This is a genomic window from Pseudomonas sp. MBLB4136 (assembly GCF_051904765.1).
GTDB lineage: Bacteria > Pseudomonadota > Gammaproteobacteria > Pseudomonadales > Pseudomonadaceae > Aquipseudomonas.
Genome location: NZ_CP196713.1, coordinates 2,683,118 through 2,705,997, shown reverse-complemented (window position 1 = coordinate 2,705,997; position 22,880 = coordinate 2,683,118). Strand labels below are relative to the sequence as shown.

18 protein-coding genes are annotated in these 22,880 nt (G+C 65.3%); 13 read left to right on the top strand and 5 right to left on the bottom strand.

All coding sequences use genetic code 11. The annotated features are described in order from the left end of the window. Positions 1-13 precede the first annotated feature (13 nt). The 4 genes from prpC (at position 14) to prpD (ending at position 6,714) form a co-directional block, all read left to right on the top strand. On the top strand, positions 14-1,171 hold the full coding sequence (gene prpC / locus ACSX1D_RS12305) for a bifunctional 2-methylcitrate synthase/citrate synthase (RefSeq protein WP_208707075.1): 1,158 nt from the start codon (positions 14-16) through the stop codon (positions 1,169-1,171). After that, on the top strand, positions 1,171-3,780 hold the full coding sequence (acnD, locus tag ACSX1D_RS12300; protein ID WP_439858778.1) for a Fe/S-dependent 2-methylisocitrate dehydratase AcnD: 2,610 nt from the start codon (positions 1,171-1,173) through the stop codon (positions 3,778-3,780). Before prpC ends, acnD begins: the two co-directional genes overlap by 1 nt. A gap of 138 nt (positions 3,781-3,918) precedes the next feature. Next, positions 3,919-5,118 carry a 2-methylaconitate cis-trans isomerase PrpF gene (prpF, locus tag ACSX1D_RS12295; RefSeq protein WP_439858777.1) on the top strand — a complete coding sequence of 400 codons (1,200 nt, stop codon included), beginning with the start codon at positions 3,919-3,921 and terminating at the stop codon, positions 5,116-5,118. A 111-nt stretch (positions 5,119-5,229) separates the two neighbouring features. Then, positions 5,230-6,714, top strand: a complete 1,485-nt coding sequence (prpD, locus tag ACSX1D_RS12290; protein WP_439858776.1) for a 2-methylcitrate dehydratase — start codon at positions 5,230-5,232, stop codon at positions 6,712-6,714. A gap of 60 nt (positions 6,715-6,774) precedes the next feature. On the opposite strand, the gene ppsR is transcribed toward prpD, so the two are convergent. Next, positions 6,775-7,593 (bottom strand): posphoenolpyruvate synthetase regulatory kinase/phosphorylase PpsR, encoded by an 819-nt coding sequence (gene ppsR, locus ACSX1D_RS12285; protein WP_208707071.1) that lies wholly within the window; start codon positions 7,591-7,593, stop codon positions 6,775-6,777. A 178-nt stretch (positions 7,594-7,771) separates the two neighbouring features. Between ppsR and ppsA the strand changes: the two genes are divergently transcribed. The 9 genes from ppsA to ACSX1D_RS12240 all read left to right on the top strand — a co-directional run bounded on the left by ppsA (position 7,772) and on the right by ACSX1D_RS12240 (position 16,105). Beyond that, positions 7,772-10,144 carry a phosphoenolpyruvate synthase gene (gene ppsA, locus ACSX1D_RS12280; RefSeq protein WP_439858775.1) on the top strand — a complete coding sequence of 791 codons (2,373 nt, stop codon included), beginning with the start codon at positions 7,772-7,774 and terminating at the stop codon, positions 10,142-10,144. 138 nt (positions 10,145-10,282) lie between these two features. Next, positions 10,283-11,302: an alpha/beta fold hydrolase gene (locus ACSX1D_RS12275; RefSeq protein ID WP_439858774.1), complete on the top strand. Its 1,020-nt coding sequence runs from the start codon at positions 10,283-10,285 to the stop codon at positions 11,300-11,302. Between the two features lie 52 nt (positions 11,303-11,354). Further along, complete coding sequence (locus tag ACSX1D_RS12270) at positions 11,355-11,654, top strand: Rieske (2Fe-2S) protein (RefSeq protein ID WP_439858773.1); 300 nt, start codon at positions 11,355-11,357, stop codon at positions 11,652-11,654. A 34-nt stretch (positions 11,655-11,688) separates the two neighbouring features. Then, positions 11,689-12,177, top strand: a complete 489-nt coding sequence (gene rraA, locus ACSX1D_RS12265) for a ribonuclease E activity regulator RraA (protein ID WP_439858772.1) — start codon at positions 11,689-11,691, stop codon at positions 12,175-12,177. A gap of 31 nt (positions 12,178-12,208) precedes the next feature. Continuing rightward, positions 12,209-13,204, top strand: a complete 996-nt coding sequence (locus ACSX1D_RS12260) for a zinc transporter ZntB (protein ID WP_439858771.1) — start codon at positions 12,209-12,211, stop codon at positions 13,202-13,204. A 54-nt stretch (positions 13,205-13,258) separates the two neighbouring features. Beyond that, positions 13,259-13,504, top strand: coding sequence for a CrfX protein (locus ACSX1D_RS12255; RefSeq protein ID WP_208707065.1), 246 nt, complete (start codon positions 13,259-13,261; stop codon positions 13,502-13,504). 1 nt (position 13,505) lies between these two features. Continuing rightward, positions 13,506-14,330, top strand: coding sequence for a mechanosensitive ion channel family protein (locus ACSX1D_RS12250; protein WP_439858770.1), 825 nt, complete (start codon positions 13,506-13,508; stop codon positions 14,328-14,330). Positions 14,331-14,422: 92 nt separating this feature from the next. Beyond that, entirely contained in the window at positions 14,423-15,013 is a 591-nt protein-coding gene (sigX, locus tag ACSX1D_RS12245; protein WP_208707063.1) for an RNA polymerase sigma factor SigX, read from the top strand. Positions 15,014-15,124: 111 nt separating this feature from the next. Continuing rightward, entirely contained in the window at positions 15,125-16,105 is a 981-nt protein-coding gene (locus tag ACSX1D_RS12240) for an OmpA family protein (RefSeq protein WP_439858769.1), read from the top strand. A gap of 105 nt (positions 16,106-16,210) precedes the next feature. Here ACSX1D_RS12240 and cobA read toward each other — a convergent pair whose 3' ends face one another. From cobA to nirB, 4 genes are all read right to left on the bottom strand, one after another. Beyond that, entirely contained in the window at positions 16,211-16,948 is a 738-nt protein-coding gene (cobA, locus tag ACSX1D_RS12235) for a uroporphyrinogen-III C-methyltransferase (RefSeq protein ID WP_439858768.1), read from the bottom strand. Positions 16,949-17,020: 72 nt separating this feature from the next. Then, positions 17,021-19,738, bottom strand: a complete 2,718-nt coding sequence (locus ACSX1D_RS12230) for a nitrate reductase (protein WP_439858767.1) — start codon at positions 19,736-19,738, stop codon at positions 17,021-17,023. A gap of 110 nt (positions 19,739-19,848) precedes the next feature. Further along, on the bottom strand, positions 19,849-20,175 hold the full coding sequence (gene nirD, locus ACSX1D_RS12225) for a nitrite reductase small subunit NirD (protein WP_439858766.1): 327 nt from the start codon (positions 20,173-20,175) through the stop codon (positions 19,849-19,851). Further along, positions 20,172-22,628: a nitrite reductase large subunit NirB gene (gene nirB, locus ACSX1D_RS12220; RefSeq protein WP_439858765.1), complete on the bottom strand. Its 2,457-nt coding sequence runs from the start codon at positions 22,626-22,628 to the stop codon at positions 20,172-20,174. The genes nirD and nirB overlap by 4 nt, the downstream gene beginning before the upstream one ends. Between the last annotated feature and the right edge of the window lie 252 nt (positions 22,629-22,880).

The window sequence follows — 22,880 nt, the reverse complement described above, 5'->3', positions numbered from 1 at the left end:
CGAGGAGATAAGCATGAGTGCCACCGAAACCACCCCGGGCTTCAAACCGAAGAAATCCGTCGCCCTCTCCGGCACTGCCGCCGGCAACACCGCGCTGTGCACCGTCGGGCGCAGCGGTAACGACCTGCACTACCGTGGCTATGACATCCTCGATGTCGCCACCACCTGCGAGTTCGAGGAAATCGCCCACCTGCTGGTGCATGGCAAGCTGCCCAACGTCGCCGAGCTGACCGCCTACAAGGCCAAGCTCAAGGCCCTGCGCGGCCTGCCCGCGGCCCTCAAGACGGCCCTGGAGCAGCTGCCGCCGAGCGCCCACCCGATGGACGTGATGCGCACCGGTGTCTCCGTATTGGGCTGCCTGTCGCCGGAGAAGGACGATCACAACCATCCAGGCGCCCGCGATATCGCCGACAAGCTGATGGCCTCCCTGGGCTCGATGCTGCTGTACTGGTACCACTTCAGCCACAACGGCAAGCGCATCGAGGTGGACACCGACGATGACTCCATCGGCGGCCACTTCCTCCACCTGTTGCATGGCGAAAAACCCGCGGACAGCTGGGTGCGCGCCATGCACACCAGCCTGATCCTCTACGCCGAGCACGAGTTCAACGCCTCCACCTTCGCCTCGCGGGTGGTGGCCGGCACCGGTTCGGACATGTACTCGGCCATCGCCGCCGGTATCGGCGCGTTGCGCGGACCCAAGCACGGTGGCGCCAACGAGGTGGCCTTCGAGATCCAGAAGCGCTACGACAACCCGGACGAGGCCGAGGCCGACATCCGTGCCCGGGTCGAGAAGAAGGAAGTGGTGATCGGCTTCGGCCATCCGGTCTACACGGTCGCCGATCCGCGCAATAAGGTGATCAAGGAAGTGGCTCGCGAGCTTTCCGCCGAGCAGGGCAGCAGCAAGATGTTCGACATCGCCGAGCGCCTGGAAAGCGTGATGTGGGAGATCAAGAAGATGTTCCCCAATCTCGACTGGTTCAGCGCGGTCAGCTACCACATGATGGGCGTGCCCACCGCCATGTTCACCCCGCTGTTCGTCATCGCCCGCACCGCCGGCTGGTCCAGCCATGTGATCGAGCAGCGCATCGACGGCAAGATCATCCGCCCGAGCGCCAACTACGTCGGCCCCGAAGACCTCAAGTTCGTGCCGCTCAAGGATCGCCAGTGATGAACACTCAATACCGCAAGCATCTGGCCGGTACTGCGCTGGACTATTTCGATACCCGCGAGGCGATCGACGCCATCGCGCCTGGCGCTTACGCCAAGCTGCCGTATACCTCCCGCGTGCTGGCCGAGCAGTTGGTGCGCCGTTGCGATCCGGCCACGCTGACCGATTCGCTCAAGCAGCTGATCGAGCGCAAGCGCGACCTGGACTTTCCCTGGTACCCGGCGCGGGTGGTCTGCCACGATATCCTCGGCCAGACTGCGCTGGTCGACCTGGCCGGTTTGCGTGACGCCATTGCCGAGCAGGGCGGGGACCCGGCCAAGGTCAACCCGGTGGTGCCGACCCAGCTGATCGTCGACCACTCCCTGGCCGTCGAGCATGCCGGCTTCGATCCGGAGGCCTTCGAGAAGAACCGGGCGATCGAAGACCGGCGCAACGAGGACCGCTTCCACTTCATCGAGTGGACCAAGACCGCGTTCAAGAACGTCGATGTGATTCCGGCCGGCAACGGCATCATGCACCAGATCAATCTGGAGAAGATGAGCCCGGTGATCCAGGCGCGCGGCGGCGTGGCCTTCCCGGACACCTGCGTCGGCACCGACAGCCACACCCCCCACGTCGATGCCTTGGGCGTGATCGCAGTCGGCGTTGGCGGCCTGGAAGCGGAAACCGTGATGCTTGGCCGTGCCTCGATGATGCGCCTGCCCGACATCGTTGGCGTCCAGCTGACCGGCAAGCGCCAGCCGGGCATCACCGCCACCGACATCGTCCTGGCCCTGACGGAGTTCCTGCGCAAGGAGCGCGTGGTGGGCGCCTGGGTCGAGTTCTTCGGCGAGGGGGCGGACAGCCTGTCCATCGGCGACCGCGCGACCATTTCCAACATGTGCCCGGAGTACGGCGCCACTGCGGCGATGTTCTACATCGACCAGCAGACCATCGACTACCTCAAGCTCACCGGGCGCGAGCCGGAGCAGGTGGCGCTGGTGGAGAACTACGCCAAGACCACCGGCCTGTGGGCCGATGCGCTGGTCACTGCCGAATACGAACGGGTGCTGAGCTTCGACCTGTCCACCGTGGTGCGCAACATGGCCGGCCCGTCCAACCCGCACAAGCGTCTGCCGACCTCGGCGCTGCACGAGCGCGGCATTGCCGACGAAGCCAAGCTGGCGGCCGCCAAGGCCGAGGAGGCCGAAGGCCTGCTGCCGGATGGCGCGGTGATCATCGCCGCCATCACCAGCTGCACCAACACCTCCAACCCGCGCAACGTGGTGGCGGCCGGCTTGCTGGCGAAGAAGGCCAACGCCCTGGGCCTGCTGCGCAAGCCCTGGGTGAAAACCTCCTTCGCACCTGGCTCCAGGGTCGCCAAGTTGTATCTGGAGGAGGCGGGCCTGCTGTCGGAGCTGGAACAGCTCGGCTTCGGCATCGTCGCCTACGCCTGCACCACCTGTAACGGCATGTCCGGCGCGCTGGATCCGGCGATCCAGCAGGAAATCATCGACCGCGACCTGTATGCCACCGCCGTATTGAGCGGTAACCGTAACTTCGACGGGCGTATCCACCCCTACGCCAAGCAGGCGTTCCTGGCCTCGCCGCCGCTGGTGGTGGCCTACGCCATCGCCGGAACCGTGCGTTTCGATATCGAGCAGGACGTGCTGGGGCATGACCAGAGCGGCAACCCGGTGACGCTGAAGGACCTGTGGCCGAGCGACGAGGAAATCGACGCCATCGTCGCCTCCAGCGTCAAGCCGGAGCAGTTCCGCCAGGTCTACATCCCGATGTTCGACCTGGGCGCTGTGCAGGAAGCCGAGAGCCCGCTGTACGACTGGCGCCCGATGAGCACCTATATCCGTCGCCCGCCGTACTGGGAGGGCGCGCTGGCCGGCGAACGCACGCTCAAGGGCATGCGCCCGCTGGCGGTGCTGCCGGACAACATCACCACCGACCACCTGTCGCCGTCCAACGCCATCCTGCGGGACAGCGCCGCCGGCGAGTACCTGGCCAAGATGGGCCTGCCGGAAGAGGACTTCAACTCCTACGCCACCCACCGCGGCGACCACCTGACCGCGCAGCGCGCCACTTTCGCCAACCCGCAACTGGTCAACGAGATGGCCGTGGTCGACGGTCAGGTGAAGAAAGGTTCGCTGGCCCGGGTGGAGCCGGAAGGCAAGGTCATGCGCATGTGGGAAGCCATCGAGACCTACATGCAGCGCAAGCAGAACCTGATCATCGTCGCCGGGGCCGACTACGGTCAGGGCTCGTCCCGCGACTGGGCGGCCAAGGGCGTGCGTCTGGCCGGTGTCGAGGTGATCGCGGCCGAAGGCTTCGAGCGCATCCACCGCACCAACCTGATCGGCATGGGCGTACTGCCGTTGGAGTTCAAGCCGGGCACCACCCGCCTGACCCTCGGCATCGATGGCAGCGAGACCTATGACGTGGTCGGCGAGCGCAAGCCGCGGGCGGACCTGACCCTGGTCATCACTCGCCGTAACGGCGAACGCGTCGAAGTGCCGATGACCTGCCGTCTGGACAGCAACGAAGAGGTGCTGATCTACGAGGCCGGCGGTGTGCTGCAGCGCTTCGCCCAGGACTTCCTCGAGTCGAACAAGGGCTGAGCGAACATCCGGGGCGGCAACGCCCCGGTCTTCGTAGGGTGGATCACGCTTTACCGATCCACCATGGCGAGGCTTGCGTGGTGGATGAAAAAGCGCCAACCGCCTTGCGACTTCTTATTACTCGGCCAGGACGAAACCATGGCTTACCAACCGCAGATCAAGATTCCCGCCACCTATATGCGTGGTGGCACCAGCAAGGGCGTGTTCTTCCGCCTGCAGGACCTGCCCGAGCGCTGCCAGGTGCCGGGCGCGGCCCGTGACAAGCTGTTCATGCGCGTGATCGGCAGCCCCGATCCCTATTCCGCGCATATCGACGGCATGGGCGGCGCCACGTCCAGCACCAGCAAATGCGTGATCCTGTCGAAAAGCAGTCAGCCCGACCACGACGTCGACTACCTCTACGGCCAGGTTTCCATCGACAAGGCGTTCGTCGACTGGAGCGGCAACTGCGGCAACCTGTCGACCGCCGCCGGCGCTTTCGCCCTGCATGCCGGCCTGGTCGATCCGGCCCGCATCCCCGATAACGGCACCTGCGTGGTGCGTATCTGGCAGGCCAATATCCAGAAAACCATCATCGCCCATGTGCCGGTGAGCAATGGCCAGGTGCAGGAGACCGGCGGTTTCGAACTCGACGGGGTGACCTTCCCGGCGGCCGAGATCGTGCTGGAGTTTCTCGATCCGTCCGACGACGGCGAGGAGGGCGGCTCGATGTTCCCGACCGGCAATCTGGTCGACGATCTCGAGGTTCCCGCTGATGTTGTAGAGGGCGGCACGCTCAAGGCCACCATGATCACTGCCGGCATTCCGACCGTGTTCGTCAATGCCGAGGATATCGGTTGCCAGGGCACCGAACTGCGCGAGGACATCAATGGCAACCCCGAGGCGCTGGCGCGCTTCGAGGCCATCCGCATCGCTGGTGCGTTGCGCATGGGCCTGATCAATACGCCGGAAGAGGCTGCCACTCGCCAGCACACGCCGAAGATCGCCTTCGTGACGACGCCCAAGGACTATCGGGCGTCCAGCGGCAAGACAGTGTCGGCGAGCGAGGTCGACCTGCTGGTGCGCGCGCTGTCCATGGGCAAGCTGCACCACGCCATGATGGGTACCTGCGCGGTGGCCATCGGCACCGCCGCGGCGATTCCGGGCACCCTGGTGAACCTCGCGGCGGGCGGCGGTGCGCGCAGCGCGGTGCGTTTCGGCCACCCCTCGGGCACCCTGCGGGTCGGCGCCGAGGCCGCCCAGGTCGCGGGCGAATGGTCGGTGACCAAGGCGATCATGAGTCGCAGCGCCCGGGTACTGATGGAGGGCTGGGTGCGTGTGCCTGGGGATGCCTTCTAGTCTGGTCTAGACTCAGGCAAAGCCCGCGCAAGCGGGCTTTGTCGTTTCTGCGGGCTGGCTGGCCCGCGTCAAGCGGCCACAGCGCCGGGTACCCGGCGAACGGAGCGTGCAATGAGCGGCAACGTCGAGCAGAACAAGCGTCCCGATTATGACCAGGTGATCCAGGATATCGCCGACTATGTGCTCACCTACCGGGTCGACTCGGTGCTGGCCCTGAGCACCGCCCGCCATTGCCTGATGGACAGCCTCGGCTGCGCGCTGTTGGCCCTGCGTTTTCCCGAGTGCTGCAAGCTGCTCGGGCCGCTCGTCGAGGGTACGGTGGTGCCGCAGGGGGCGCGGGTGCCGGGCACCCGCTTGGTCCTCGACCCGGTCAAGGCGGCCTGGGACATCGGCTGCCTGGTGCGCTGGCTGGACTACAACGACACCTGGCTGGCGGCCGAATGGGGTCACCCCTCCGACAACCTCGGCGCCATCCTGGCGCTGGCCGATCACCTGTCACAACGGCGCGTGGCCGGTGGCGAGGCGCCGCTGAGCATGCGCGCGGTGCTCGAGGCCATGGTCATGGCCCACGAGATTCAGGGGGTAGTCGCCCTGGAGAACGCCTTCAATCGCGTCGGCCTGGACCATGTGATCCTGGTCAAGCTGGCCTCCACCGCAGTCAGCGCCAAGCTGCTGGGCGCGAGCCGCGAACAGCTGCTCTCGGCCATATCCCATGCCTTGGTCGACGGCCAGGCGCTGCGCACCTACCGCCACGCGCCGAATGCCGGTTCGCGCAAATCCTGGGCGGCCGGCGACGCCGGCAGTCGCGGGGTGCGCCTGGCCGACATCGCCCGGCGCGGCGAGATGGGCATTCCGGGCGCGCTCAGCGCGCCGCAGTGGGGCTTCTACGACGTGTCGTTCAGCCACAGCAACCGCGACCTGGTGAGCAAGCCGGCGGACCAGCGCCGCTTTCGCTTCTCCCAGGGCTTCGCCAGCTATGTGATGGAGAACGTGCTGTTCAAGATCAGCTTCCCCGCCGAGTTCCACGCGCAGACCGCCTGCGAGGCGGCGGTGATACTGCATCCACAGGTCAGGAATCGTCTGGGCGACATCGCCAGGATCGTCATCAGCACCCAGGAATCGGCGATCCGCATCATCTCCAAGGCCGGGCCGCTGGCCAATCCGGCCGATCGCGATCACTGCCTGCAGTACATGACCGCCGTGCCGCTGCTGTTCGGCAGCCTGTCGGCCGAGCACTACGAGGACGGCTTCCACGCGGCCAACCCGCTGATCGACGAGCTGCGCGACAAGATGGAGGTGGTCGAAGAGCCGCGTTACAGCCGCGAATACCTGGAGGCCGACAAGCGCTCGATCGCCAATGCCGTGCAGGTGTTCTTTGCCGATGGCAGCTGCACCGAGAAGGTCGAGGTGGAGTACCCGGTCGGCCACCGCCGCCGTCGCGCCGAGGGTATTCCGCTGCTGGAGGCCAAGTTCCAGGCCAGCCTGGCAACCCGCTTTCCCGCCCAGCGCTGCGCCGAGATCGTCGCCCTGTGCCGGGACCAGGCGCGGCTCGAGTCCACGCCGGTGCAGCAATTCATGGACTTGTGGGTGATCTAGACCAAGCGTCCACAAAAAAGCCGGAGCGTGGGCTCCGGCTTTTTGCGATATCGGCGAGGCTTACTTGAGGCGGCGTTCGACGCCTTTTTCCACGAGGATCTTCGCCGAGATCTCCTCCACCGAGAAATGCGTGGAGTTGATGAAGGGAATGTTCTCGCGGCGGAACAGGTTCTCCACCTCGCGCACCTCGAACTCGCACTGGGCGAAGCTGGCATAGCGGCTGTTGGGCTTGCGCTCGTTGCGGATGGCGGTGAGGCGATCGGGGTCGATGGTCAGGCCGAACAGCTTGTCCTTGTACTTCTTCAACGCCGCCGGCAGCTGCAGGCGCTCCATGTCTTCCTCGGTCAGCGGGTAGTTGGCGGCGCGGATGCCATATTGCATGGCCATATACAGGCAGGTCGGGGTCTTGCCGCAGCGCGACACGCCGACCAGGATCAGGTCGGCCTTGTCGTAGTAGTGGGTGCGGGCGCCGTCGTCGTTGTCCAGGGCGAAGTTGACCGCTTCGATGCGCTCCATGTAGTTGGAGTTGTGTCCGATCGAGTGGGATTTGCCCACCGAATAGGAGGAGTGCGAGCTCAGTTCCTGCTCCAGCGGGGCGAGGAAGGTCGAGAAGATGTCGATCATGAAGCCCTCGGACTGGGCCAGCACGTCGCGAATCTCCTGGTTGACGATGGTGTCGAAGATGATCGGCCGCACCCCGTCTTTCTCGGCAGCACTATTGATTTGTTGTACCATGGCGCGCGCTTTTTCCACGCTGTCGATGTACGGTCGCGTGAGTTTGGTGAAGCTGGTGGTGTCGAACTGCGCCAACAGACTCTGACCCAGGGTTTCGGCGGTGATGCCGGTACCATCGGAGATGAAAAAAGCGGTTCGTTTCATTTGCGCCATGGGCCTTAAGCTGAGGACGAATCTTGGCTATGATAGGCCCGCTTTTGCAGGCCCGAAGTGGTCGGCATTGTTACTTATTTTCCAGGGCCAGGCCACAATCGCGCGGATTCGCTCCGCCGAACTTTCCCAGCCCCTTGAGCTTTTCCAACACCTAAGTGGAGAGATCACCTTGGTAGAGTACGTAGTTTCCCTCGATAAGCTCGGCGTCCACGATGTTGAGCATGTAGGGGGCAAGAACGCCTCCCTGGGCGAGATGATCAGCAACCTTGCCGGTGCTGGTGTGTCGGTTCCCGGTGGTTTCGCCACTACGGCCCAGGCCTACCGTGACTTCCTCGAAGAAAGCGGGCTGAATGCGCAGATCCATGCCGCACTCGATGCGCTGGATGTCGACGATGTCAACGCCTTGGCCAAGACCGGCGCGCAGATTCGCCAGTGGGTGATGGACGCGCCGTTCCCCGCGGAGCTGGACAAGCAAATCCGCCAGGCGTTCGCCGCCATGGCCGGCGACAACGACAACATGGCCGTCGCCGTGCGCTCCTCGGCCACCGCCGAAGACCTGCCGGACGCCTCCTTCGCCGGCCAGCAGGAGACCTTCCTGAACATCCGTGGCGTGGACAACGTGATCCGCGCCGCCAAAGAGGTGTTCGCCTCGCTGTTCAACGACCGCGCCATCGCCTACCGCGTGCATCAGGGCTTCGACCACAAGCTGGTCGCCCTGTCCGCCGGGGTGCAGCGCATGGTCCGTTCGGAAACCGGTACCGCCGGGGTGATGTTCACCCTGGATACCGAGTCTGGCTTCCGTGACGTGGTGTTCATCACCGGCGCCTACGGCCTGGGCGAGACCGTAGTGCAGGGTGCGGTCAACCCGGACGAGTTCTACGTGCACAAGCAGACCTTGGAAGCGGGCCGCCCGGCCATCCTGCGCCGCAACCTGGGCAGCAAGGCGATCAAGATGATCTACGGCGATGAAGCCAAGGCCGGCAAGTCGGTCAAGGTGGTCGACGTCGAGCGCGCCGATCGCGCGCGCTTCTGCCTGTCCGACGCCGAGGTCAGCGAACTGGCCAAGCAGGCGCTGATCATCGAGAAGCACTACGGCCGACCAATGGACATCGAGTGGGCCAAAGACGGCGACGACGGCAATCTGTACATCGTCCAGGCCCGTCCCGAGACCGTGAAGAGCCGCACCAGCGCCAACGTGATGGAGCGCTACCTGCTCAAGGAAACCGGCACCGTGCTGGTGGAAGGTCGTGCCATTGGTCAGAAGATCGGTGCCGGCCGCGTGCGCGTCATTCAGGACGTTTCCGAGATGGACAAGGTGCAGCCCGGTGACGTGCTGGTCTCCGACATGACCGACCCGGACTGGGAGCCGGTGATGAAGCGCGCCAGCGCCATCGTCACCAACCGTGGCGGGCGTACCTGCCACGCGGCGATCATCGCCCGCGAGCTGGGTATTCCGGCGGTAGTCGGCTGCGGAAACGCCACCCAGGTGCTGAAGGACGGCATGGGGGTGACGGTTTCCTGCGCCGAGGGCGATACCGGCTTCATCTTCGAGGGCGAACTGGGCTTCGATATCCGCAAGAACTCGGTCGACGCCATGCCCGAGCTGCCGTTCAAGATCATGATGAACGTCGGCAACCCGGACCGCGCCTTCGACTTCGCCCAGCTGCCCAACGAGGGTGTTGGCCTGGCGCGCCTGGAGTTCATCATCAACCGCATGATCGGCGTGCACCCCAAGGCGCTGCTGAACTTCGCCGGCCTGCCGCCGGAGATCAAGGACAGCGTGGAGAAGCGCATCGCCGGTTACGACGATCCGGTGGGCTTCTACGTCGAGAAGCTGGTGGAAGGCATCAGCACCCTGGCCGCGGCCTTCTGGCCGAAGAAGGTCATCGTGCGCCTGTCGGACTTCAAGTCCAACGAATACGCTAACCTGATCGGCGGCAAGCTCTACGAGCCGGAAGAAGAGAACCCGATGCTCGGCTTCCGCGGCGCCTCGCGCTACATCAGCGAGTCGTTCCGCGACTGCTTCGAGCTGGAATGCCGCGCGCTGAAGAAGGTGCGCAACGAGATGGGCCTGACCAACGTCGAGATCATGGTGCCGTTCGTGCGTACCCTCGGCGAAGCCAGCCAGGTGGTCGAGCTGCTGGCCAGCAACGGTCTGGCGCGCGGTCAGGATGGCCTGAAGGTCATCATGATGTGCGAACTGCCGTCCAACGCCATCCTCGCCGAGGAGTTCCTCGAGTACTTCGACGGCTTCTCCATCGGCTCCAACGACCTGACTCAGCTGACCCTGGGCCTGGACCGCGACTCGGGCATCGTCGCCCACCTGTTCGATGAGCGTAATCCGGCGGTGAAGAAGCTGCTGGGCAACGCCATTGCCGCCTGCAACAAGGCCGGCAAGTACATCGGCATCTGCGGTCAGGGGCCTTCGGACCACCCGGATCTGGCGCGCTGGCTGATGGAGCAGGGCATCGAGAGCGTGTCGCTGAACCCAGACTCGGTACTGGATACCTGGTTCTTCCTCGCCGAAGGCCAGCCAGCCTGATCTGCCGGTAACCACGTTAACGAGGGCGGGTTATCCCGCCCTTTTTTGTGGCTTGCCATCCCTGGCGGCCACCCTTCGGGCCGTCGCCAGTCGACGTGAAGAATTGCCCCGGCAATTTTTTGTACCAGAGCGAAGTAGATGCAGAGCAGCAGTCAGCTTTTTCCCGTCGCCTTGATCAGCGCCGAAATCCGTGGCGACCTGAGTGAGGATGTCTACCGTCTCAAGCCCGGCAACAGCCCCGACCCCAGTGTCGAACTGGCGCTGACCCGGCTCGGCCGTTTTGGCCGCGAGGGCGAGCGTGGCGTGCCGGTGATTCTGTTGCCGGGCAGCTTTTCCAATCGCCGCTTCTGGTATTCGCCCAAGGGCATCGGCCTGGGGCCCTACCTGGCGCGCGCCGGTTTCGATGTGTGGATCGCAGAAATGCGCGGCCATGGTCTGTCGCCGCGCAATCGCAGTTATTCGCGCAACCGGGTCAGCGACTATGTGCGCTACGACCTGCCGGCAATCGCCGACTTCATCCATGAGCAGAACTCGCAAGCCGCCCACTGGCTGGGGCACTCCCTGGGCGGTATCACCCTGGCCGGCGCGCTGGGCGGGCACTACCTGGATGAAGCACGAGTGGCCTCGGTCGTGCTGTTCGGCAGCCAGATCAGCCGCGTCTACTGGCCGTTGAAACTGCCGCCGGTGGAGTGGGGCAGTCGGCTGCTGCTGGGGCGCTTCTCGGTGTTGTCCGGCTCGCGCTTGAAGCGCGGGCCGGAAGACGAGCCGATCGGCCTGGCCCTGGAGAGCCTGCGCTGGCATGGCCTGTTCGGCCGCTTCGGCGATGCCGAGCGCGACTGGTGGGCCGGTTTGCGCGAGGTGAGGGTGCCGCTGCTGGCCGTGGCGGCGGTGGGCGACAAGCAGGACCCGGCCTGGGCCTGCCGTAAGCTGCTGGAGCAGTGCGGCAGCGCGGTACGTGAGTTCCTCTGCCTGGGCAGGCAGCAGGGTTTCTCCACGGATTTCGACCATGTGCAGATGCTGGTCAGCAGGCAGGCGCAGGCCGAGGTGTGGCCCCTGGTCGAGCACTGGCTGGACAACGGCTCGTTGCGCGCCGCCGGCGTGCAAAGCATCGCCCTTGAGCCGCGCGCAGGCGTATCAACGGAGCCTTCATCCGGTTAACATGTGACGCAATGCGCTTACCTGGTCACTTTATGCGGTAGCTGGAGGCTCGATGTTCGTTGCCCTGGAGCGCCTGCTCAACCTTGAGGAGGGCTATCGCCGGACTTTTCAGGTGCAGGGGCGGGAGTTGCTCCTGCTGGTCGTCGAGGGCCGCCGCCTGTTGCTGGAAAACAGTTGCCCGCACCGCGGTGCCGCGCTGCACACGGCGGCGGTCAACGGCCGGGTGCTGCGCTGCGCGCGCCATGGCATCGAGTTCGACCTGTCCAGTGGGCGCGCGCTCAACGCCAGCTGTGGCAATCTGGTACAGCTGCCGTTGAGCTACGACGGCGATCGTGTCGGTATCGACCTGTGAAGCCTGAATCCCCAGTGTTAGAAGGAGCTTAGCCATGCATTACATCACCCCCGATCTGTGTGACGCCTACCCCGAGCTGGTGCAGGTGGTCGAGCCGATGTTCAGCAATTTCGGCGGCCGCGATTCCTTCGGCGGCGAGATCGTCACGGTCAAGTGCTTCGAGGACAACTCGCGGGTCAAGGAACTGGTCGAGCAGCCTGGCAAGGGCAAGGTGATGGTGGTCGATGGCGGTGCCTCGATGCGCTGTGCGCTGCTCGGCGACATGCTCGCCGAAAAGGCGGCGAAGAATGGCTGGGAAGGCATAGTGGTCTACGGCTGCGTGCGCGACGTCGACGTACTGGCGCAGACCGAGATCGGCATCCAGGCGCTGGCCAGCCATCCGCTGAAGAGCACCCGGCGTGGTGTCGGCGAGCTCGACCTGGCCCTGGTCTTCGGCGGCGTGACCTTCCGCCCCGGCGAGTACCTGTATGCCGACAACAACGGCGTCATCGTGTCGCCCAGTGCCCTGAAGATGCCCGAGTGATTGCCCTGGCCGATTGATCTGGAGTGCGTGGATGCAGGTGGAAGACAACGTCCAGTGGGGCCTGGTGCATGCGCTGGTGCTCGACGGCCGGGGCGGGGCGAGGGCGGTTGCCCATGACGGGCTGGCCGGCCTCGAGCTGGCGGAGGGCGAGAGCCTGTGGCTGCACTGGGATCGCAGTCACCCGCAGACCCAGGCCTGGCTGCGACGCGACAGCGGATTGGGCGAGTTCGCCTGCGACCTGCTGCTGGAGGAAAACACCCGCCCGCGCCTGCTGACGCTGCCGAATCAGGAGTTGCTGCTGTTCCTGCGTGGGGTCAACCTCAACCCGGGAGCGGAGCCCGAGGACATGGTCTCGGTGCGCATCTTCGCCGCCGCCCGCCGGGTCATATCCCTGCGCCTGCGGCCGCTGCGCGCCAGCGAAGACCTGATTCGCGACCTGCAGGCGGGCAAGGGGCCGAAGACCTCCTCGGAATTGATCCTCAGCCTGGCCGACTACCTGACCGACAAGGTCGATGCCCTGGTCGCCGAGCTGGCCGAGCAGGTCGACGAGCAGGAGGAGCAGATCGATGCCGACGAGCGGATTCTGCCCGACCATGACCTGCTCCTGCAGATCCGCCGCCGCGCCGCCGGCCTGCGGCGCTTCTTGGCGCCGCAGCGGGAGATATTCGCCCAGCTCACGCGCAACCAGCAGCCCTGGTTCGTCGCCGACGATACCGATTACTGGAACGAGCTGAACAACCGCCTGACCCGCTACCTGGAGGAGCTGGAGCTCAGCCGCGAGCGGGTCAGCCTGGTGCTGGACGCGGAGAACCGGCGCATGGACGAGCGGATGAACCGCATCATGTACCGCTTCAGCATCATCACCATGGTGTTTCTGCCCATGAGCTTCCTGACCGGCCTGCTGGGCATCAACGTGGGCGGCATGCCGGGGGCCGAGAGCCCGTTTGGTTTCGTCATCGCCTGCCTGATCATGACGGCCATCGGCCTCGGCCAATGGTGGTTGTTCCGGCGCTGGCGCTGGCTCTGATGTGACCCGACGACGGCTGGTCTCGTCTAGCCGAGACGTCCTGTGAGGTGCTTGATGCACGATCCATTCGAAGAATCCCTGCGCGATTTGCTCAAATCGTCCGTCTCCGAACACGACGACGATGCCTGCCTGCACCGCGTGCTGAAGACCGCCAATCGCCAGGTCGGCGTGGGCGATCTGTTCAGCCTGATGGGCAACTGGCTCGGCGCCCTGATGATCGCCTTGAACAACGGTTCGGCGCACGTCGCGCCGGTCTCCCGTCGTCACTCTTCTACCCGTTCTACTGATAAGGCTGACTGAAATGGAACTCGATCCCTGGACTCAAAGCCTGATTGCCGCGATGACCGCTCTCTGGACCAAGGTCGCTGGCTTTATTCCGAACCTGTTCGTGGCGTTGATCCTGGTGCTACTGGGCTTCGTCGTGGCCAAGCTGCTCGACACCCTGCTGTCCAAGCTGCTCGGCAAGCTGGGCCTGGATCGCCTGATGGCAGGCACCGGCCTGACCAAGCTGCTCAGCCGCGGTGGCATCCAGGCGCCGGTATCGACCCTGATCGGCAAGATCGTCTACTGGTTCGTCCTGTTGATATTCCTCGTCTCGGCCGCCGAGTCGCTGGGCCTGCAGCGGGTTTCCGGCACCCTCGATGTGCTGGCGCTGTACCTGCCGAAGGTGTTCGGCGCCGCCCTGGTGCTGGTCGCCGGCGTGCTGCTGGCCCATCTGGTCAGCGGCCTGGTGCGCGGCGCGGCGGAAGGCGTGGGGTTGGACTATGCCCATGGGCTGGGGCGCATCGCCCAGGGCCTGGTGATCATCATCAGCATCTCCGTGGCCATCGGCCAGCTGGAGGTCAAGACCGACCTGCTCAACAACGTCATCGCCATCGTGCTGATCTCGGTCGGTCTGGCCGTGGCCCTGGCGCTGGGCCTGGGCAGCCGCGAGATCGCCGGGCAGATCCTCGCGGGCATCTATGTGCGAGAGTTGTATCAGGTCGGGCAACAAGTGCAGGTGGGTGAGGTCGAAGGGCAGATCGAGGAAATTGGCACGGTCAAGACTATCCTGTTAACCGACGCGGGGGAGCTGATCTCGGTGGCCAATCGCACCTTGCTCGAACAGCGGGTAAGCAGCCGCTAACGCGCCAATCCCTGTTAATGTATGCCGCCAAACCCGCCGCCTGAGCCATCGGGCGTTGGCGGCTTGTGTTCCGACTGTCGGCCCGACTCGTTTTGAATAAAGCCCAACCGTTGCCCATGCGATATGACCCCCGCGAGCTCTCTGACGAGGAGCTGGTAGCGCGGGCGCATGGCGAGTTGTTTCACGTCACCCGCGCCTATGAAGAGCTCATGCGGCGTTACCAGCGCACCCTGTTCAACGTGTGCGCACGTTATCTGGGGAACGATCGCGACGCCGACGATGTCTGCCAGGAGGTCATGCTCAAGGTTCTTTACGGCCTGAAGAACTTCGAGGGCAAGTCCAAGTTCAAGACCTGGCTGTACAGCATCACTTACAACGAGTGCATCACCCAGTACCGCAAGGAGCGGCGCAAGCGCCGCCTGATGGATGCACTGAGTCTGGATCCTCTGGAGGAGGCGTCGGAAGAAAAGACGCCGAAGGTCGAGGATCGCGGGGGACTGGATCGCTGGCTGGTGCATGTGAACCCGATCGATCGGGAAATTCTGGTGCTACGTTTTGTCGCAGAGCTGGAGTTCCAGGAAATCGCGGACATCATGCACATGGGCCTGAGCGCCACGAAAATGCGCTATAAACGCGCGCTAGACCGCTTGCGTGAGAAATTTGCCGGCGACACCGAAAGTTAGTTCGGGGCAACTTTAAGACTCTGGCGCAGCAAGCGGTTCTGCTAAACTCGCCGCCGTTTTGCGTGTCTACCTGCACGCAATTCAATCAATCACCATAGTGGGGATTTACGGATGAAACTGAAAAACACCTTAGGCGTAGTCATTGGCTCTCTTGTTGCCGCCTCCTCCCTGGGCGCGCTGGCTCAAGGCCAAGGCGCAGTCGAGGTGGAAGCTTTCGGCAAGCGTTACATGACCGACAGCTCTCGCGACCTGTCCAACGGCAATCTGTTCGGTGGTTCCGTTGGTTACTACCTGACCGATGACGTCGAACTGGGCCTGTCGTATGGCGAGTACCACGATATTCGTTCGGAAAACGGCACCGGTAACAAGAACATCAAGGGCAACATGGCTGGCCTGGACGCCACCTACCACTTCGGTGAGCCGGGCGTCGGTCTGCGTCCTTACGTATCGGCGGGTTTCGCCCACCAGAACATCAGCAATGTGCCGGCGCGCACCGGTCGTGACCATTCGACCTTCGCCAACGTGGGCACCGGTGTGAAGTACTTCATCACCGAGAACCTGTTTGCCCGTGCCGGTGTAGATGGCATGTACAACATCGACGCCAACGAAGCCGAGTGGGCTGCTGGCGTGGGTGTCGGCATGAACTTCGGCGGTGGCAGCAAGCCGGCTCCGGCGCCGGCTCCGGTCGCCATGGTCGAGCCGACTCCGGCGCCGGTTCAGGCCGAAGAGCCGATGGAGATGGTTCGCGTCGAGCTGGACGTCAAGTTCGACTTCGACAAGGATCGCGTGAAGGAAGAAAGCTACAGCGACATCAAGAACCTGGCTGACTTCATGAACCAGTACCCGCAGACCCGCACCACCGTTGAGGGCCACACCGACTCCGTCGGCAGCGACGCCTACAACCAGAAGCTGTCCGAGCGCCGTGCCAACGCCGTTCGCCAGGTGCTGGTCAACCAGTACGGTGTATCCGGCGAGCGCGTCAACGCGGTCGGCTACGGCGAGTCCCGCCCGGTTGCCGACAACGCCAGCGACGCTGGCCGTGCGATCAACCGTCGCGTGGAAGCCGAAGTGGAAGCTCAGATCAAGCAGTGATCGAGCCTAAGCCCTGAGAAAAACCCGGCCTCGGCCGGGTTTTTCTTTGCCCAGAAAAAAGCCCGGCCGAGGCCGGGCAGGAAGGACTTCGCAGGAGCGAAGTGGTCAGGCACTCACCGCCAGCTGCAGCGCTTGCTGGGCGGTCGCGACCTCGCCGATCACCAGGATCGCCGGGCTCTTGAGCTGGAACTCCAGGGCATCGCTCTGCATCGTCGCCAGGGTGCTGCGGCAGTCGCGTTGCTGGGGCAGGGAGGCGTTCTCGATCATCGCCACCGGCATGTCCGCGCGCATTCCGCCAGCCAGCAGGCTCTCGCGGACCTCCGCCAACTTGGCCACGCCCATGTACACCACCAGGGTGGTGCCGCCCTGGGCCAGGGCCTGCCAGTTGAGGCTGCTGTCGTCCTGGGTGTGGGCGGTGACCAGGGTCACGCCGCGGGCGACGCCGCGCAGGGTCAGGGGAATCCCGCAGTGGGTGGCGCCGGCCAGCCCGGCGGTGATGCCGTTGACCATCTCCACCTCGACGCCGTGAGCTGCCAGCCAGTCGACCTCTTCGCTGCCGCGGCCGAAGATGCACGGATCGCCGCCCTTCAGGCGCACCACGCACTTGCCCTGGCGGGCGTAGCGCAGCATCAGGCGGTGGATAAAGGCCTGGGGCGTGGAGCGGCAGCCGCCGCGCTTGCCCACCGGTATCACCCGGGCGCCGGGGCAGTGCTCCAGCACAGCCGGGTTGACCAGGTCGTCGATCATCACGATCTCGGCCTGATTGAGGGCTCTAACCGCCTTGAGGGTCAGCAGTTCCGGGTCGCCGGGTCCTGCGCCTACCAGCCAGACTTTTCCGCTCATGGGGCATTCCTCGCGTAGGGTGCGCTGTGCGCACCGAATAGTGGGGGTTGGTGCGCATCGCGCACCCTACGGTTAGGCATTGACGGCAACCGGCTGGGTGGCCAGCAGACGTTTGATCTCGGGAACGCAGGAGCCGCAGCTGGTGCCGCACTTGAGTTCCTGTTTCAGGCCATTGAGGTCGAGGCCGCGGGCGATGCCGGCGCAGACCGCGTCCTGGCTGACGTTCAGGCAGTTGCACAGGGTCTTGCTGGCCTTTTGCGCGCCGGCGCCACCGGGCGGGGTGGACAGGGGGGCGAGCAGCCAGCGGCGCAGGTCGGCGTCGGCCTGGCCCTCGCTCCACAGGTTGCGCAGCCAGTCGCGTGCGGCGGTTTCGCCGGCTAGGCGGATGGCGACTATGCGCCCGTCTTCGATGCGCACGCGCTTGCCGACGGTGCGCCGTGGGTCGTCGTAGGCCAGTACCGGGCCCTCGACGACATCCAGCAGCGCATCGATCTGCGCCAGCAGCGCGGGCTCAGGTGCTACCGCGCAGGCGGCGCGGATCAGCAGGGCCGGGCGCTCGCGGCCGGTGAGGGTCAGGCTGGCGTAGGCGAAACCATCGAACAGCGGGCGCAGGGCGGCGAAGCGCTTCTGCACGTCGCCCTCGACCAGGGCGAACAACTGCCAGGGCAGCTCGGCCTTTTCTACCTCGATGCCGGCGTGCTTGAGTTCCGGCTGCTTGGACAGCGGGTCGAAGGCCGGCAGGGTCAGCACGTTGACCCCCAGGCCGTTGAGAAATCGGTTGCCCCAGTGCATCGGCAGGTAGGCCTGGCCGGAGCGCACCGCCTCGTCTGCCTGGATCGGCAGGATCAGGCTGCCGCGGCGGCTGCGCACCTTGACCAGGTCGCCGGCCTGCAGGCGGCGCCGACGCAGCTCATCCGGGTGCAGGCTGAGCACGGCCTCCTCGACATGACCGAACAGCCGGGCGGCGGTGCCGGTGCGGCTCATGCCATGCCACTGGTCGCGCAGGCGGCCGGTGTTGAGGGTCAGCGGGAAGCGCGCCTCGCGCTTCTCCTTGGGCGCGCGGTAAGGGTCGGCATGAAAGCGCGCGCGGCCGTTGTCGGTGGCAAAGCGCCCGTCGCCGTACAGCCGTGGGGTGCCCTGGCTGGCGCCGGCCGGGAAGGGCCACTGCTGGGGACCCAGCCGATCGATCAACGCGTAGGACAGCCCGGAGAGGTCGAGGTCGCGCCCCTGGGTCAGCTGCTTGTACTCCTCGAACAGCGCCTCGGGGCCGTCGAAGGCGAACAGGCTGGGCATGCCGGGGCGCAGGGATGGTTCCAGGCGACGGGCGAAGTCGCAGGTGATCGCCCAGTCCGGCCGCGCCTGGCCCGGCGCCGGCACGGCGGGGCGCACGTGGCTGACGCGACGCTCGGAGTTGGTCACGCTGCCTTCCTTCTCGCCCCAACTGGCGGCGGGCAGCAGCAGGTCGGCGTACTGGCAGGTCTCGGTGGTGAAGAAGGCTTCCTGGACCACCACGAAAGGACAGGCGGCCAGGGCCTCGTGCACCTTGTTCTGGTCCGGCAGCGATTGCGCCGGGTTGGTGCAGGCGATCCACAGGGCCTTGATCTTGCCGGCGCGCACCGCCTCGAACAGCTCGATGGCGCTCAGCCCGGTGCTTTGCGGCAGACCGTCGACGCCCCAGTAGCCGGCCACCTCGGCGCGGTGCTCGGGATTGGCCGCGTCGCGGTGGCCGGGCAGCAGGTTGGACAGGCTGCCGGTCTCGCGCCCGCCCATGGCGTTGGGCTGGCCGGTCAGGGAGAAGGGACCGGCGCCGGGCTTGCCGATCTGCCCGGTGGCCAGGTGCAGGTTGATCAGCGCGCTGTTCTTCGCGCTGCCTGCGCTGGACTGGTTCAGGCCCATGCACCACAGCGAGAGGAAGGACGGCGCGCTGCCGATCAGCTCGGCGCAGGCCTGCAACTGCTCCAGGGAGATGCCGCAGATTTCCGCCACCGTGCCCGGGGTGTAGTCGCGCACCAGCTTCTTCAGGGCGTCGAAGCCCTCGGTGTGGGCATCGATAAAGCGCCGGTCGATCCAGCCTTCCCACATCAGGATGTGCAGGATGCCGTGGAACAGGGCCACGTCGGTGCCTGGCAGGATCGCCAGGTGCAGGTCGGCCAGCTCGCAGGTGTCGGTGCGCCGCGGGTCGATGACGATGACCTTCATCTCCGGGCGCCTGGCCTTGGCTTCCTCCAGGCGGCGAAACAGCACCGGATGGGCGTAGGCCATGTTGCTGCCGGCGATCAGCAGGCAGTCGCTCTGCTCGATGTCCTCGTAGCTGCAGGGCGGCGCGTCGGCGCCGAGGCTGCGTTTGTAGCCCACTACGGCCGAGCTCATGCACAGGCGCGAGTTGGAGTCGAGGTTGTTGGTGCCGACCAGGGCCCGGGCCAGCTTGTTGAAGGCGTAGTAGTCCTCGGTCAGCAACTGGCCGGAGATGTAGAAGGCCACGCTGTCCGGGCCGTGCTCGCGGATGGTCTCGGCGAACACGCTGGCGGCGTGGTCCAGGGCGCTGTCCCAGTCCGTGCGACTACGCGCCAGGCCCTTGCCCAGGCGCAGTTCGGGATACAGGCCGCGGGCGTCGAGGTCGCCGGTCAGGTGCAGGGTCGCGCCCTTGCTGCACAGCTTGCCGTAGTTGGCCGGGTGGCTGGGATCGCCCGCAACGCCGAGGATCTTCTCGCCGTCGTGTTCGATCAGCACGCCACAGCCGACGCCGCAGTAGCAGCAGGTCGAGGCGGTGATCTGGTTGGTGCTGGCCATGGTTCGGGGCTCCTACAGGCGTGGGGTGGACGACGCTGTGCGGGTCCACCGGTACGTGGCGGTGGAAAAGCCCGTGGCGTTTTCCACGGGGTGGCCTTCCACCCTGCGGCTCACGCGCACTCTTTCGCGCCATTCAGGGACAGCAGCACCCGGCCATTCTCGACTTTGGCGTGGTGCCGGTGGGCGCAGCCGACATCCGGGGCCACCGCCTCGCCGCTGGCCAGCTCGATCTGCCAGTTGTGCAGCGGGCAGGCCACGCGCTTGCCATAGATCAGGCCCTGGGACAGCGGCCCGCCCTTGTGCGGGCAGCGATCGTCGAGGGCGAAGACTTCGTCGTCGGAGGTGCGAAACAGCGCGATGTCGCCTTTCGGGCCATTGACGATGCGCGAGCCCAGCACGTTGATCTCGTCTAGGGCGCAGATATCCAGCCAGTTCATACGGAGGCCTCCTCGAGCTGCACGACATTGATGCGGTCGAACTCTTTCTTCAGGTTCGGGGTTTCGATGCGTTCCTTCCACGGGTCCTGCTCGAAGGACAGCGCGTATTGCAGGCGGGCATTGAGCGCCTTGCGGTTGTCGGCGTCTTCGAGCACGGCCTTCTTGATGTGCTCCATGCCCACACGCTGCATGTAGTGCACGGTGCGCTCCAGGTAGAAGGCTTCCTCGCGATAGAGCTGGAGGAAGGCGCCGTTGTACTCGCGCACCTCCTCGGCGGTCTTGAGCTTGACGAAGAACTCCGCGACCTCGGTCTTGATGCCGCCGTTGCCGCCGATGTACATCTCGAAACCGGAGTCCACGCCGATGATGCCGACGTCCTTGATGCCGGCCTCGGCGCAGTTGCGCGGGCAGCCGGAGACGGCCAGCTTGACCTTGTGCGGCGACCACATGTTGAACAGGTCGTGCTCCAGGTCGATGCCCAGCTGGGTCGAGTTCTGTGTGCCGAAGCGGCAGAACTCGCTGCCCACGCAGGTCTTCACGGTGCGGATGGACTTGCCGTAGGCGTGGCCGGAAGGCATGTCCAGCTCCTTCCACACCGCCGGCAGGTCGTCCTTCTTGATGCCCAGGAGGTCGATGCGCTGGCCACCGGTGACCTTGACCATGGGCACGTTGTACTTGTCGGCCACATCGGCGATGCGGCGCAGCTCGGAGGGGTTGGTCACCCCGCCCCACATGCGCGGCACCACCGAGTAGGTGCCGTCCTTCTGGATGTTGGCGTGGGCGCGCTCGTTGATCAGGCGCGACTGCGGGTCGTCCTTGGCCTCGCCCGGCCAGGTGGAGATCAGGTAGTAGTTCAGCGCCGGGCGGCAGGTGGCGCAGCCGTTGGGCGTGCTCCAGTTCATGAAGGCCATGGCCTGGCTGAGGCTGGTCAGGTGCTGCTCGCGGATGGCCTTGCGGATCTGCCCATGGTTGAGCTCGCTGCAGCCGCAGATGGCCTTCTCGCTCTTGGGTTTGACGTCGGCGGCGCCGCCGACCGTGCTGATCAGGATCTGCTCGACCAATCCGGCGCAGGAGCCGCAGGAACTGGCGGCCTTGGTGTGCTTCTTGACCTCGTCAACCGAGAACAGGCCGTTCTCCTGGATGGCCTTGACGATAGTGCCCTTGCACACGCCGTTACAGCCGCACACCTCCATGCTGTCGGGCATGTTGGCGGTCTTGTCGGCGCCCTGGTGGCCGACGTCGCCGATGGCGTTCTCGCCGAACATCAGGTGGTCGCGGATCTCGCTGACGTTGTGGTTCTCGCGGATCTGGCGGAAGTACCAGCCGCCGTCGGCGGTGTCGCCGTACAGGCAGGCGCCGACCAGCACGTCGTCCTTGATCACCAGTTTCTTGTACACGCCGCCGATGGGGTCGGACAGGGTGATGGTTTCAGTCCCCTCGGCGCCCATGAATTCGCCGGCGGAGAACAGGTCGATGCCGGTGACCTTGAGCTTGGTCGAGGTCACCGAGCCCTGGTAGCGGGAGAAGCCGAGCTGGGCCAGGTGGTTGGCGCAGACCTTGGCCTGCTCGAACAGCGGCGCCACCAGGCCGTAGGCGATGCCGCGATGGCTGGCGCATTCGCCGATGGCGTAGACCCGCGGGTCGAAGGTCTGCATGGTGTCGTTGACCAGGATGCCGCGATTGCAGGCGATCCCGGCCTGCTCCGCCAGTTCGGTGTTGGGACGGATGCCGGCGGCCATCACCACCAGGTCGGCGGGGATCACCTCGCCATCCTTGAACTTCACCGCGCAGACCCGGCCTTCGCCGTTGTCCAGCAGCTCGGCGGTGTGCTTGGGCAGGAGGAACTTCAGGCCGCGGTCCTCCAGGGACTTCTGCAGCAGGTCGCCGGCGGTGCGGTCGAGCTGGCGCTCCAGCAGCCAGTCGCCGATATGCACTACGGTGACGTCCATGCCGCGCAGCTTGAGGCCATTGGCCGCTTCCAGGCCGAGCAGGCCACCGCCGATCACCACCGCGTGCTTATGGGTCTTGGCGGTGTCCATCATGGTCTGGGTGTCGGCGATGTCGCGGTAGCCGATCACCCCGTCCAGGTCCTTGCCGGGAATCGGCAGGATGAAGGGGTTGGAGCCGGTGGCGATGAGCAGGCGGTCATACTCGGCTTCGCTGCCGTCGTCGGCGATCACCTTGCGCGCCTTGCGGTCGATCTCCAGCACCTTGCGCCCCAGGCGCAGGTCGATGCCGTTGTCGGCGTACCAGGCGAGGTCGTTGAGGACGATCTCCTCGAAGGTCTGTTCGCCGGCCAGCACCGGCGAGAGCAGGATGCGGTTGTAGTTCGGATGCGGTTCGGCACCAAACACGGTGATCTCATAGAGGTCGGGGGCGAGCTTGAGCAGCTCTTCGAGGGTACGGACTCCGGCCATGCCGTTGCCGATCATCACCAACTTGAGTTTTTTCATGGTTCCTCACCGTCACGCAAAACCGGAAAACAAAAAAAGGCGTCCCGCTAGTCACCTAGCGAGGACGCCTTTGTCCTGGTCCCGTTCTCTCGGGAAGCGCGACCTTCCACGTTGAAGGTCGCGCTTTTTTGATTTGTATGAGTGCTTTAGCAGGCTCTGTGCCAACTTTGCCGAATGCTCGGTTACCGGGGGCTGCAGCGCTTTCTGCTCATGTCCGGGGCGGCTCCGGGAGGCTGCCGGCGCACCTGTTTA